The organism is Arthrobacter sp. StoSoilB5 (assembly GCF_019977235.1).
Lineage (GTDB): Bacteria > Actinomycetota > Actinomycetes > Actinomycetales > Micrococcaceae > Arthrobacter.
Window position 1 is genome coordinate 705097 of record NZ_AP024646.1, and the last position, 12483, is coordinate 717579.

Genomic DNA, 12483 nt, shown 5'->3' on the forward strand with positions numbered 1-12483 from the left:
TCGTACCTTCAGAAGATCTGGATCTTCCAGCAATCAACCCCTTGACCATCAAACATCTACAAGAAATAATCCTAGAAGCTTGTTCTAGAAATATGTATTGCGGTATGTATCCGAATGCTGCGATTTTTGACGTCGAACGCCCCGAAACCCGGGTGCCGTTTTCACCGTCGGGCTGCAACTGGTTGAATCGCTATAAGAGAGCGCCAACTGGTCGCACGCCAAACAAAGCCAGAGAGGAACGCGGCCTGATGTCCGTTTCAAGCAAGTCGTCCAGGATCACGTCGAACAGGTGGTTCAAGCCCGCTGTCGTTACCGCCGTGGCATTGGTGGTGGCGCTTGTTTTGGTGCTCGTCGCGCAGTGGCTCAGGTCCTTGCAGCCTGTGCAGCAGTTCCTTGTGGACTACCCCGGACATGCCGCCATTCCCGAAGGAACCCCCACGGGTTTCCCTGCCTGGCTCGGCTGGCAACACTTCCTCAACATGTTCTTCCTTGTCTTGATCATCCGATCCGGCTGGCAGGTCCGGACAACCACGCGTCCCGCCGCGAACTGGACCCGGAACAACAAAGGCTTCATCAAGACCAAGAACCCGCCCACAAAGATCAGCCTTGATCTCTGGTTCCACCTCACTTTGGATGCCCTTTGGGTCCTGAACGGCATCATTTTCATCGTCCTGCTGTTCGCAACCGGCCAATGGCTTCGGATCGTCCCCACCAGTTGGGATGTCATCCCGAACGCCCTTTCCGCCGCCTTGCAGTACGCCTCGCTGAATTGGCCCGTTGAAAATGGCTGGAACAACTACAACAGCCTGCAGTTGCTGACCTACTTCGCAACGGTATTCATTGCCGCCCCGCTGGCCATCATCTCCGGCCTGCGCACATCCAACGCCTGGCCCAAGAAAGCTGCGATCAACAAGTTCTACCCGATCGAGCTCGCCCGCAAGATCCACTTCCCGGTGATGATCTACTTCGTGGCGTTCGTGATCGTCCACGTGACCCTGGTGCTGGCTACCGGTGCGCTGAACAACCTGAATCACATGTACGCCTCCAACAACGATTACAGCTGGTGGGGCTTCGGGATCTTCGCCGCCTCAATCGTCTTTACTGCGGCCGCTTGGTTCCTGGCCCGCCCGCTGTTCCTGCGCCCGATAGCCTCGCTCATGGGCAAGGTCTCGCGCTAGCGGGACCCGCCCTGCCACAGGGCATCAAACGGAGCACCCGAAGCCACACGGTTCGCGATACCGGCCGTCACGAACGTCTTTGCGGTGCGGGCGGCTTCCAACGGCGTGGCACCCTTGGCCAGTTCGGCGGTCACAGCTGCGGCCAGTGAGCAGCCGGCGCCGGACACAGGAACTTCGCCCACCTTCGGAGCGCGCAGGACTTCCAGCGTTTCGCCGTCGTAGTAAACGTCGACGGCGTCCGGGCCTTCCAGTCGGACCCCGCCTTTGGCCAGAACTGCTGCGCCACTGATTTCGTGGATCCGGATCGCAGCGGCCTTGAGGCTTTCCTCATCCGTGATCTGAAGACCGGAGAGCGACTCGGCCTCGAAATGGTTGGGTGTCACGAACGTCGCCAATGGAAGGATCTGGCTCTTGAGCGCCTGGTCCGTGTCCAAAGCGTGGCCAGGCTCCTGTCCTTTGCAGATCAGGACCGGGTCCAGCACCACGTGGGTGAAATAAGCGCCAGCCAACGCCTGCTCAACAGTGCTGATGGTTGCAGGGCTCCCGAGCATGCCGATCTTCACCGTATCCAGAACCGAAGGCGCGCCGGAAGCGGCGCCGTATGCCGCCGTCGTCGCTTCCAATTGGTCAGCGATCACTTGCTGGTCAACAGGGACAAAACGGTGGTTCCAGTTGTCTTGGGGATCAAAGGAAACAATGCACGTGAGGTTCGCGATGCCGAACACTCCCAGTTCCTGGAAAGTCTTGAGGTCGGCCTGCGCGCCGGCGCCGCCGGTCGCTTCGGAGCCGGCGATGGTCAGTGCAATGGCAGGGGCAACGGCTGAAGTCATGCCTTCCATCTTGCCAGCTGCCCGGCGTGCTCCGGTTTTAGCGCTTCGCGCCTACCCGTGCAGAGTCCGGTAGGCAGCCTCGGCCGCCGGGTGAAGGGGCACGCCAGCGGTGTTGATGAGTGTCTCTGGGCTGAGGAACTGAACGCCCGTGCTCGTCTTCGGCACCAGCTCCTGGGCCTGCTCCACAAGCAGTTTCACGGTCTCCGAAACCAGGTGGTCGGCCAAGTCCCTGCGGCAAAGGAGCAGGTTAGCCACGCCCACGGTCCATGTGGCAGCTGCGTCCCCATAGCTCTTGGCGGGGATCAGGACGCGATCATAGAAAACGCCGTATTGTTCGCGCATGGCCTTGATGTGCTCCGATAGGTCGATCAGACGGAGGCCAATTTCATTGGCAGTGGCGGCGATGGCAGCGGTTGGCACGCCGCCGGACCAGAAGAGGGCATCGATGGAGCCGTCGCGCAAGGCTGCCAGCCCTTGGTTCAGCCCGAGATTCACCTGCTTGAGGCCCATGCCGGCCGGGGCTGCGGAGATGATGCGCGGAACGGTCAGCGATGTTCCCGAGCCCACCTCGCCTACACCGGCCGTCTTCCCGGCCAGATCGGAGAAGGAGCGGAGACTGCTGTCCTCCCGCACGATGCAATGAACGTAGTTTTGGTACACCTTTCCGAGCGCCACAAGGTCGCCAGGTTGCCCGCTGGCCGCAGCCTGGGCAGCTGCGTCGGCAAGCGCGACGGCGAACGTCGCCTCGCCGGACAACACCCGCCTGATATTCTCCAGGCTTCCGCCGGTGGTCAGTGGCACGGCGGTTTCGGCCACGCCCTCGCGTTGGAGCAACTCCGCTAACAACGTAGCGAACTCCAGATAAAAACCTCCCGCTTCACCGCCGGCGACCGTTAGTTTTTGCGGCTTCTCCTCAGGGGTGCAGGCGGTGGAAACCGGCAGCAGAACGCCAGCCAAACCAATCGACAGTCCAGCCCTGAGCGCAGCCCGCCTTGGCACCATCCTGCTATTCACCCCGACCACCCTGCGGCTGCTGGAACTCAAGACGTGCCGTCAACCCGTGCGGTTCTCTTCCTTCCAGCACAAGTGCACCGCCATTCGCATGCGCCAAGCGGTCCACGATCGTCATGCCCAATCCATTCCCTGCGATCCTGCTGTGCTGCGGCGCCCGCCAAAACCGCGTTGTGGAGGCGGCACGCTGCTCCGCGGAAAGTCCGGGACCGTCGTCGGAAATCTCGACGGCGAGGCCTCCTTGCGTCCGCTTCGTTGCCACGGTGATCCGGGCGGCAGGGGCGTACTTGATGGCGTTGGCCAGGAGCTCACCCACCATATGCGCCAACTCGTCGGGACTGCAGGCGAGTTCCAGTGGTTGCTCAGGCTGGGCCAGCGTGATCGTGGAACCCGCGCGTTCAGCAGCAGGCAGCGCCCGCTCCACCTCTCCTTGCAGGACCGGGAAGGGGTCAATGACGGCGTGGTGTTTGTGCTCTGTTGCTTGATCTGCGCGGGTAGACCATTCGAAGGCGCGGTGTTCGGCCGTAGCCAGCTTCAGCACGCCGTCGAGAATTGCCTCCACGCGTTCAAGTTCAGCCACCACGCCAGCGGCGGCGGCCTTTTCGGGCTCCGAGGTCAGCGCCAGCTGCAGCAAATCGATCCTGAGCCGCAAAGCGCCCACAGGGTTCCGTAATTGGTGGGAAGTATCGGCGATCAGTTGGCGCTGCGAATCGATGCTCTCCGTGACGGTGTTGGCCATCGCAGTAAATGAGCGGCTCAGCTCCCGCAGCTCTGGCGGGCCGGCATCGGGGAGATGGCTCGTCTTGCCTGTCGCCTCAAGTTCATGGACGGCTTTGCTGAGGCGATGGACCGGCTTCAGGACCCAGCCGGTGAGGCGGGCTGCTGCCAAGAGCAGGAGCGCGCCAAGCGCCACTGCCGCGAGTCCGACCACGAGCCACCGCTCCCTCAATTTCTGCCGGGCCGCCTCGGGATTGACTTCAAGGACGGCCTCCCCAAGCACCTGGCTGGCTGTACCGAAAGACCGCGAGATGACCTCCGTCCCGGATCCGAACGGCCTGAGCGGGCTGAGCGTGGTGTCGCTGAGGTTCAAGCTCGCCCGGTTCAATGCCTCACGGACTTCGGCCCGATCCTCACTGAGGCCGCCTGAGCGCACTGTCTGCGGCTGCAGGCGGATCAGGATACCCTCGCCGTAGAGCTCGGAATAGCGGTCCATTTCGCGTTGCAGCTGGGTGGTGTCATTGTCCAAAGAAGCGTCATTGGCGAGCTGGGCGAAGCGGTTCAATGATGTGACGCGGTTGATCTGGAGTTCCTGGGCGAGCTCCCTGCCGGCCGACGTCAGGATGACGCTGGACACGGTGACCACAATGAGCACTGCGATCACGCTCAGGATGGCCAGTACGCGGATCTTCACGTCTGCTCGACCCTGTAACCGACCCCGCGGACGTTGATGATGAAGCCAGGCAGTTGGAGCTTGGACCGCAGGCCGGTGAGGTGAACGTCCAAGGACCGGGAATTTGCCAGGAAAGCATCACCCCAGAGGGCATCAAGGATCTGTTCCCGGGTCACCACTGATCCCGCGTTCCTTGCCAGGAGGCTGAGAAGTTCGAATTCCGTGGCGGTCAGGGACAATTCCCTTTCGCCAACGGATGCCATCCTGCGGTCGAGGTCTACGCTGACGCTTCCGACTACGATGCTGTGGGGCGCCTCTTGCCCGGCGCGATTGGTGCGGCGTGTCACGGCCTCGATCCTTGCCAGCAACTCCACCAGCTTCACAGGCTTGACCAGGTAGTCATCGGCACCGGAACGAAGACCAAGGACCACACTGCGTTCGTCATCGCGCGCCGTCAGGATCAGGATGGGGACCTGCGTGACCTGGCGCAGTTTCCGCAGGACGTCCAGTCCGTCCAAGTCCGGCAAACCGAGATCGAGCAGAATCACCTCGTGGTGCCGATGCCCTAGGAGTGCGTCCTCGCCACGGGATACCCTCGTGGCTTTGTGACCGGCGGATGCAACGGCAGCGCTCAAAGCGGACGCCATGGCGTCGTCATCCTCGACGATGAGCACGTGCACGGTCTGATCCTTTGGGGCTGGGTGGGCTGGGTGGGCTGGGTTCGCTAGGTGGGGTTCGCTACTAGAGCTTAACGTTGTGAGGCCCGTTCTGCGCCCTTCGGAGTGACCAAAGAGCGCAGAACGGGCCTCACAAGCCCCCCCGATTTATGCGCGGGCGAGATCCTTCTTGTCCTCGTCGGCGTCGCGCGTGTCAGAGCCCTTCGCGGCGAACGCGCTTCCCTGCTCGGCATCCAAGTGCGTGGCCTTTTTGTTCTTCAGCGCGAAGATGTACACCAGCAGCGAGATGAAGATCGCCGCAGTCACGTACGTGAAGAACATGTCCACCTGCCCGGCCTTCTGCAGTGCTGCGCCAATCAATGGAACCGTGCCACCGAACAACGAGTTCGCGATCGCGTATCCCAAGCCAACACCCAACGCACGGATCGACGCCGGGAACAGCTCGGCCTTCACCAGTGCGTTGATCGATGTGTAACCGCCCACCATCAGCAGGCCGCCGAGCATCAGGAGAAACGCGACGAACGGATCCTTGGTTCCGGACAAGGCGGAGAGCAGCGGCCACGTGAACAATACGCCGGTCACGCCGAACCAGATCAACAACGGTTTGCGGCCGATCTTGTCGGAAATCAGGCCATAAACCGGCTGGAGCAGCATGAAGATGAACAAAGCCCAGAAGTTGATGACTGAGGTATCGGTCTTTGCGATGCCGGACGTATCGTTCATGAACTTCAGGATGAAGTTGGTGTACGTGTAGAACGCCACCGTGCCACCGAGCGTAATGCCGATGCAGATGAGCAGCGGCTTCCAGTGCTTTGTGAACAGCAGCTTCATGGTGCCCGGCTGTGCCTCACCCTCAACCTTGACGTGGGCGGCGCGGAGCTGATCGGCGGAAAGGGTTTCTTCCATGGATCGGCGAAGCCAGAGCACAACCAACGCAGCCACGCCACCGATCGCGAAAGGAATTCGCCAGCCCCACGCGGTCAGGTCTTCCTTGTTCATGGTGTTCTGCAGGATCACCAGCACCAGCAACGCCAGCATCTGCCCGCCGATGAGCGTCACATACTGGAAGCTGGAGAAGAAGCCACGGCGCTTGGCAGTCGCGGCCTCGGACATGTAGGTGGCGCTGGTGCCGTATTCCCCGCCCACCGAGAAACCCTGCACAACACGGATGAACACCAGCAGGATCAGTGCCCAGAGCCCGATCACGTCCTGCGTCGGAAGGACTGCGATGGCGAAGGAACCGGCCGACATCATGGTGACACTGAGCGTCAGCGCAGCCTTGCGGCCATTCCGGTCGGCATAGCGGCCGAAGAACCAGCTGCCGATCGGACGCATGAGGAACGACGTCGAGAAGACAGCCATCGCCTCAAGTCCTGCCTGCAGATCGTCTGAGGAGTTGAAGAAGTGCGATTGGAAATACGCCGCGAAAACTGTGTAGACGTAGAGATCAAACCACTCCACGAGGTTGCCCGCGGAGCCCTTAAGAATGTTGCTCACGGCTTTGCGTGTCTGTGCGGCCTCGCTGAGGGGCGCAGCTTGTTGGGTGCTCATCAATGAACCTTCCTGGACGGCCTGCGACAGCAGCCGTGTCTTGCATGAGTTCGTTCTGTCCATGAAGCTCGTGCTCATGGCGTCCTTGCGCATGGCTCTTCGTCGACTAAGAAAGGTCCTCCATGGGTGAAGAGGACATATTCCAAACTATTGGTGATGCACGGCACAACCAACGCCGGAACCGATTTCCTAACACTTCCTTAGGTTTTCAAAAGGCCTGAACGCACGACGGCGGTATCCGGCAGCCGCCTCAAAGGAACCTTCTGTGCAGGCCCACCGACACAAACCGGTTGTTCTCTCACGTCCTGCGGGTTTTTGGCGGTTGTTCTCTCACGTCCTGCGGGTTTTTGGCGGTTGTTCTCTCACGTCCTGCGGGTTTTTGGCGGTTGTTCTCTCACGTCCTGCCCCTTGCTGCGGACAAGATCGGGCCACGGGATTACTGTTCAGGCATGGGTACTTGGACCGCGATAGGAAGCGTGTTCGGCAACCTGCCCCTTCCTCCGGGACAGGTGACCGGTTTGATTGCCGACGTGCTCCTGAAACGACGGTGCCCTTGGCCACTGCCAGGATCTGAAGCACTTCAAAAGATCGCAGGTACTGGCCTGCTGGTGATCGGTGGAGGGCTGAACGCTTGGGCTCTGGCTGAGCGGGCCCGCCGTTCGGCCCGCCGCTTCGAGTTGGAGCGGCCGGAGGAACTGGTGACCAGCGGCCCGTACGCACTAACCCGTCACCCGATGTACGTGGGGTGGTGGCTCATCCACATGGGTGGAGCGATCCTCTCCGGTTCATCGTGGGTGCTCGCGACTTTGCCGATTGGAATACTCATGGAACACAAGGGCGTGCTCCGCGAAGAAGACGAACTGTCGGAATATTTCGGTGGGTACGCCGAGTACGCGACGAGGACTCCCCGCTACCTCGGATTCCGTCGTCGCCACCCGGAGAACCGCTGACATCATCGTGTGATGTGAACGAGCGTTCTCCCAAAAGGGGGATTAGCTGAGAGAGGATCGGTGGAAGCGGGTCAGGATGTGAGAGAGGATCGGTGGGGTGGGACAATGATGCTGGTGTTGGGCCAGCGCCCCACCAACCACAGTGCTAATACAGCCGGGTGCCGGAACCAACAGCGCCCGCGCGAACCACTACGAATGGATGACCCATGCCCTCGCCTTCCGGCTCCAGCACCTTGAGCAAGCCCGCACCCCGCTTCGCCTCGATCGGATCCCCGTACTTTGGCATCATGCTCGCCATCATGGCCGTGGTGCTGATCCTCTCCAACATCGGCGCATCAAAGGGCGTTGTGCTTGGCCCGATCATCACTGATGGCGGATTCTTCCTGTTCCCGCTTGCCTACATCCTGGGCGACGTCATGAGTGAGGTCTACGGCTTCAAAGTGGCGCGCAAGGCCATCGTTACCTCGTTCGCGCTCTCAGTCTTCGCCTCGCTCTGTTACTGGGTGATCATCGCGCTTCCCGGTTTCACGGACGAGTACGGAACCGCCAAGCAGGCAGCTATCGAGGGCGCCCTGGGACCGGTCCCTCAGATCGTCCTCGCTTCACTTCTGGCCTTCCTCGCCGGCCAGACCATCAATTCTTGGATCCTGGTAAAAATGAAGGAGCGCACGGGCGAAAAGACACTGTGGGCCCGGCTCATGGGTTCGTCCGTTGTGGGTGAATTCGTGGACACGCTGATTTTCTGCAGCATCGCAGCCTCGGTCATTGGCATCACGGACTTCGGCATGTTCGCCAACTATGTCCTGGTGGGCTTCGTCTACAAGACCGCCGTGGAGTTCCTCTTTGTACCGATCACAGTCCTGGTAGTTGGCTATATCAAGAAGCGCGAGCCGAGCTACGGACCAGTCGCAGCCTAGGCCCGGGCCGAGTTCGCCGGAACCGCGTGAGTTCGCCGGAAGTTTCCGCACGCTCACGCACGCCTCCGGCGAACTCAACGCGGGAGTTACGAGACGAAGGAGTTACGAGTAGTACCGCCCCAGCGTCTCCGCCTTGAACTCGAAGAAATCCCCGGACTCGATGGCCAGCCGGGCGTCGTCCACCATCTTCACCACGAAACGTTCGTTGTGGATCGAAATGAGCGTTGCCGAGAGCATTTCCTTGGCCTTGTAGAGGTGGTGGATGTAAGCGCGGGAGTAGTTCTGGCAGGCGTAGCAGTCACAATCCTCCTGCAGCGGCCCGAAATCGGCCTTGTACCGGGCCCCGGATAAGTTGAAGCGCCCAAAAGGAGTGTAGAACGCGGAATTCCGGGCCACACGCGTGGGTGAGACGCAGTCGAACGTGTCAGCGCCGTTCTCGATTGCCGTGAAGATGTCGTCCGGCTCGGAAATGCCCAGCAGGTGCCGTGGCTTGTTCTCAGGAAGTTCCTCGTTGCACCACCGCACAATGGTGCCCAGGTTCTCCTTCTCCAACGCACCGCCGATTCCGTACCCGTCAAATGGCATGGCGCCGAGGTCCCGGCACGCTTTGCGCCGCAGGTCCTCGTACTGGGCACCCTGGATCACACCGAACAGAGCCTGGTACGGCTTCCCCACCCGGGAAACCGTCAAACGGGCATGCTCCTCCAAGCACCGCAACGCCCAGAGCCGGGTCCGCTCCAGTGACTCCTCCTGGTACACCCGGGAGTTCTGCAGGGTTGTCAGTTCGTCAAACGCGAACATGATGTCCGCGCCGATTTGGTGCTGGACTTGCATGGAAATCTCGGGGGAGAAGCGGTGCCGGTCGCCGTTGAGGTGCGACTTGAACCACACGCCGTCGTCATCGATATGCGCCAGCCGCTCCTTGCCAGGCGCCACCGCGTCGTCGGGCCCGGAAGTGTCAACATTCTTCATGTCGATGACTTTCTTGAAGCCCGAGCCCAGGCTCATCACCTGGAATCCGCCTGAATCCGTGAACGTCGGCCCGGACCAGTTCATGAAAGCGCCCAGCCCGCCGGCGGCGTCGAGGATCTCGGGGCCCGGCTGCAGGTACAGATGGTAGGCGTTGGCCAGCACGGCCTGCGCGCCGAGTGCCGCTATAGACTCAGGCAGCACAGCCTTGACGGTGGCTTTCGTCCCGACGGCGATGAACGCGGGCGTCTGGATGGTTCCGTGCGGCGTGGTGATGGTTCCGGTCCGGCCCAGGAAAGAGCCGCCGTTGGCCGCAACCAAGGCGTCCGACGGCGAACACGTTTCAGTCAGTCGCTGGCCAACCGAGAAAGAGAAACCGGCTTGCGGTGAAGAAAGATCCGGCAAGGCAGGGGCGGGCGTGGACGGAGGCGGCGAGGGCAGGAAAGCGGAAGCTGGCACGCTAACAAGTGTGCCAGCTTTACCGCGGGTAACCTGTGGAACCCGGCCTAGGAGCTGTAGTTCTCATCCTTCCACTTGTCCCAGGAGGACCTGATGTCCGCCAAGGTGTGAGCCCCCAAATCGTACGTGGAGGCAATCACCATGGAACCGCCGTCGGGCCTTTTCTCGGGGATCGGCAGTTGCTCTGCAACGATCAGGAGACCATCGCCATGCTCTGCGTAGCTGTGCACTGTGAGGCCAACCTGGTGGCGGCTCTTGAACCACACTCGGCCGGAGATTTTTTCGCCGGTTTCAAGCGTGAGGGAGTAGTCGTCGCCGACGGGCGGGAGATCGCCCAGCCCCAGCTTTTTGATGGCCGGACCACCACTTCCTGGAAGGGACACGAAGTGGGTTCGCCGTTGACCATGCGGGTGTCTCTCAAGGGCGAAACGGAGTTGTTGCAGGAACGTGAGCCAGCCCTGGGTGATGTCCTCGTCCCATTCCGCCCACTCGGAGTCGTGGTCCAGCGCTGCGCGCGTGACCTTCACTTCGGTGCCGCCGGAAACAGGGTGGAGCTCAAACTCGTCCCCGCCATGCACAGTCAGCTTGGTGTGATCCGGATTTTCCACCACATCTGGATGGAAGTAGATCTGTTTGATTTCGTCGGCGAGGTCATCGGCTTCCCATCCGTGCCATTGAGCCACCAGCGAGGGTTCGCGCAGCATTGTCCAAACCTGCTGCGCGTCGGCATTAACCACAACGCTCAGATTGTTCGTCATGGCCCCGAATCTACCGCCGTTCGCCTCCGTAGAACAGGTCTTGAAGTTTAGAAGTGCCGGGACTAGGCCCCTTGGCGCATGAAGGCAGGGGTTGCCGGGGAGCCGCTCACTCAGGCCCTCACGGCGTCCAGTTCGATGCCGATGCGCCGGCCCAGTTCCGCTTCTCCCAGTGTCTCGGAGCCACCGTGGGCGCGGAGGAACAGCAGCGACTCGAGGCGGAGGAACCGCCATTCGCGCTCGGCTTCATGATTGCCGTTGTCGATCGCGCGGAAGATTTCCTTGTCGTACAGATTCGGTTCGTTAAGTGCGCGCTGGCGGACCTTGGCGGCGATGCGGGCCTTGAAGGGGTCTGTTTCCTCCGACTCGTGCGCGCGCAGCAATTTCTCGTACACGGCAGCTCGTTCAGTTTGTCCGCCCTCCCGGCAAATGAAGCTCGACAGCGCCAGTGCGCGTTCTATCGACGCCCAGCGGTCCGGGTTGCCGTCAAAGGGCAGCACGTTCAGGAGATCCGCGACCGCAAGGGCGTTGTCCGGATCGCGCAGGATGATGCAGAGGTCGAACGCCAGGTTACTGAGGTCCCGGAGGCAGCTGCCGGATTTGGTGTTGATGCCTTTTGCCAGCCTTTCGGCGAGCACCTGAACGCCGTTCTTGCCCTTGTGATTGGCGACGGCGGCCTGCACCACGGCTTCAGGCGTCCCGTTCGGCTCGGGGATCAGCGCGAGTTCTTCGGGGACCGGCGTGGTGACGGCTGGTGGCGTTTCCGGGCGCGGGGGGACGACGACGTCGGAGCCCGCCGCTACTTCCATGTCGTCTTCATTGGAGGTGCTGGAGCCCGGCCCGCCATCGGAGCCGACGTTACCGGCGGGGGTTCCGTCCCCCACCGGCACACTGGAGCCGACGGCGATCCGCACCGTGCCGCCGTCGACCGTTGTGACCAGCAGCAGGGCGGCAACGCCGTAGTCATCGTTCTGGACTTCTATGCTGCTGATTTCCTCGGCGGGCCCGTCTCCGGGCAGGAACACAAAGTCTCCGGGTTGCAGGTCCCCAGCCTGCTTTTCGCGGTATTGCTGTGAGGCTGGGCTGTGAGTCATCGGAAGTCCTTTGGTTCTCTTGCGGTCCGCCGTCCAGTCTACAAACTCCAGCCGCCGCTGGAGGCGGGACCCGCTAAAGGACGATGCCCGGCTAAAGGACGATGCCCGAGAAAGCCAGCGCCTGGCGCACCAGGTTCCCGCGGCCGCCTTCGAACTCCTGCTGCACATCGTCGCTGAGGACTTCCTGCGGCGTCATCCACGTGAGTTCCAGGGCGTCCTGGCGCGGTTCGCATTCGCCCGTGACAGGGATGATGAACACAAGCGACACCGCATGCTGGCGGTCGTCAGTGAATCCGGTCTGGGAGGGCGCGGGGAAGTATTCGGCCACGGTGAAGGGAACGGGGCTAATGGGCAGTTGCGGGAAAGCGAGGGGTCCGAGGTCCTTTTCCATGTGCCGCAGCAGGGCTGCGCGGATGGTCTCGCGGTAGAGCACTCGGCCGGAAACGAGGTAGCGCACCATGTTGCCGTCAGCGTCGCCCTGCAGGAGGGAACCGACCTCATTGACGTATCCGAGTGGATCCAAGCGGACGGGGACTGCCTCCACGTAGACCATGGGAAGGCGGCCGCGGGCTTCGAAGAGGTCTTCGTCAGAAAGCCAGCCTGGATACGGGTCGGGTGTACGTACGCTCATGGTTAAGTTCTACCGCATCCCCGGCGCTGGCACCCGCTGCGGCCCGGCCAGCACCGTGGCGTTTCAGCGCA

General features: G+C 61.7%; 12 protein-coding genes. 3 read left to right on the top strand and 9 right to left on the bottom strand.

The window, feature by feature from the left end:
• Window positions 1-248: 248 nt before the first annotated feature.
• A complete protein-coding gene (locus tag LDN75_RS03410; RefSeq protein WP_223935783.1) occupies window positions 249-1178 on the top strand; it encodes a cytochrome b/b6 domain-containing protein in 930 nt (309 codons plus the stop codon).
• Here the strand turns inward: LDN75_RS03410 and LDN75_RS03415 are convergent.
• The 5 genes from LDN75_RS03415 to LDN75_RS03435 all read right to left on the bottom strand — a co-directional run bounded on the left by LDN75_RS03415 (window position 1175) and on the right by LDN75_RS03435 (window position 6637).
• Window positions 1175-2017: a hydroxymethylpyrimidine/phosphomethylpyrimidine kinase gene (locus LDN75_RS03415; protein ID WP_223935784.1), complete on the bottom strand. Its 843-nt coding sequence runs from the start codon at window positions 2015-2017 to the stop codon at window positions 1175-1177. The genes LDN75_RS03410 and LDN75_RS03415 overlap by 4 nt on opposite strands.
• Window positions 2018-2059: 42 nt before the next feature.
• On the bottom strand, window positions 2060-3010 hold the full coding sequence (locus tag LDN75_RS03420; protein ID WP_223937468.1) for a TAXI family TRAP transporter solute-binding subunit: 951 nt from the start codon (window positions 3008-3010) through the stop codon (window positions 2060-2062).
• 4 nt (window positions 3011-3014) lie between these two features.
• The gene (locus LDN75_RS03425; RefSeq protein ID WP_223935785.1) at window positions 3015-4430 is read right to left on the bottom strand and encodes a HAMP domain-containing sensor histidine kinase; all 1416 of its coding nucleotides are present in this window, start codon (window positions 4428-4430) and stop codon (window positions 3015-3017) included.
• A complete protein-coding gene (locus LDN75_RS03430; RefSeq protein ID WP_223935786.1) occupies window positions 4427-5089 on the bottom strand; it encodes a response regulator transcription factor in 663 nt (220 codons plus the stop codon). The genes LDN75_RS03425 and LDN75_RS03430 overlap by 4 nt, the downstream gene beginning before the upstream one ends.
• 144 nt (window positions 5090-5233) lie before the next feature.
• Entirely contained in the window at window positions 5234-6637 is a 1404-nt protein-coding gene (locus LDN75_RS03435) for an MFS transporter (protein WP_223935787.1), read from the bottom strand.
• 449 nt (window positions 6638-7086) lie between these two features.
• Between LDN75_RS03435 and LDN75_RS03440 the strand changes: the two genes are divergently transcribed.
• Together LDN75_RS03440 and LDN75_RS03445 are read left to right on the top strand one after the other, a co-directional pair.
• A complete protein-coding gene (locus LDN75_RS03440) occupies window positions 7087-7587 on the top strand; it encodes an isoprenylcysteine carboxylmethyltransferase family protein (RefSeq protein ID WP_223935788.1) in 501 nt (166 codons plus the stop codon).
• A 206-nt stretch (window positions 7588-7793) separates the two neighbouring features.
• Complete coding sequence (locus tag LDN75_RS03445; RefSeq protein WP_223935789.1) at window positions 7794-8504, top strand: queuosine precursor transporter; 711 nt, start codon at window positions 7794-7796, stop codon at window positions 8502-8504.
• 102 nt (window positions 8505-8606) lie between these two features.
• Here the strand turns inward: LDN75_RS03445 and tgt are convergent, their stop codons facing one another.
• The 4 genes from tgt to LDN75_RS03465 form a co-directional block, all read right to left on the bottom strand.
• A complete protein-coding gene (gene tgt, locus LDN75_RS03450) occupies window positions 8607-9932 on the bottom strand; it encodes a tRNA guanosine(34) transglycosylase Tgt (RefSeq protein ID WP_223935790.1) in 1326 nt (441 codons plus the stop codon).
• A 47-nt stretch (window positions 9933-9979) separates the two neighbouring features.
• The gene (locus LDN75_RS03455; protein WP_223935791.1) at window positions 9980-10690 is read right to left on the bottom strand and encodes an SRPBCC domain-containing protein; all 711 of its coding nucleotides are present in this window, start codon (window positions 10688-10690) and stop codon (window positions 9980-9982) included.
• A gap of 110 nt (window positions 10691-10800) precedes the next feature.
• The gene (locus LDN75_RS03460) at window positions 10801-11781 is read right to left on the bottom strand and encodes a DUF6707 family protein (RefSeq protein WP_223935792.1); all 981 of its coding nucleotides are present in this window, start codon (window positions 11779-11781) and stop codon (window positions 10801-10803) included.
• A 91-nt stretch (window positions 11782-11872) separates the two neighbouring features.
• Window positions 11873-12412: an NUDIX hydrolase family protein gene (locus LDN75_RS03465; RefSeq protein WP_223935793.1), complete on the bottom strand. Its 540-nt coding sequence runs from the start codon at window positions 12410-12412 to the stop codon at window positions 11873-11875.
• Window positions 12413-12483 lie beyond the last annotated feature (71 nt).

What these genes read in the sequence shown, in the direction of transcription:
- LDN75_RS03410 (WP_223935783.1), top strand. Translation starts at nt 249, where the DNA reads ATGTCCGTTTCAAGCAAGTCGTCCAGGATCACGTCGAACAGGTGGTTC.
- LDN75_RS03415 (WP_223935784.1), bottom strand. Translation starts at nt 2,017, where the DNA reads ATGGAAGGCATGACTTCAGCCGTTGCCCCTGCCATTGCACTGACCATC.
- LDN75_RS03420 (WP_223937468.1), bottom strand. Translation starts at nt 3,010, where the DNA reads ATGGTGCCAAGGCGGGCTGCGCTCAGGGCTGGACTGTCGATTGGTTTG.
- LDN75_RS03435 (WP_223935787.1), bottom strand. Translation starts at nt 6,637, where the DNA reads ATGAGCACCCAACAAGCTGCGCCCCTCAGCGAGGCCGCACAGACACGC.
- LDN75_RS03440 (WP_223935788.1), top strand. Translation starts at nt 7,087, where the DNA reads ATGGGTACTTGGACCGCGATAGGAAGCGTGTTCGGCAACCTGCCCCTT.
- LDN75_RS03445 (WP_223935789.1), top strand. Translation starts at nt 7,794, where the DNA reads ATGCCCTCGCCTTCCGGCTCCAGCACCTTGAGCAAGCCCGCACCCCGC.
- LDN75_RS03455 (WP_223935791.1), bottom strand. Translation starts at nt 10,690, where the DNA reads ATGACGAACAATCTGAGCGTTGTGGTTAATGCCGACGCGCAGCAGGTT.
- LDN75_RS03460 (WP_223935792.1), bottom strand. Translation starts at nt 11,781, where the DNA reads ATGACTCACAGCCCAGCCTCACAGCAATACCGCGAAAAGCAGGCTGGG.
- LDN75_RS03465 (WP_223935793.1), bottom strand. Translation starts at nt 12,412, where the DNA reads ATGAGCGTACGTACACCCGACCCGTATCCAGGCTGGCTTTCTGACGAA.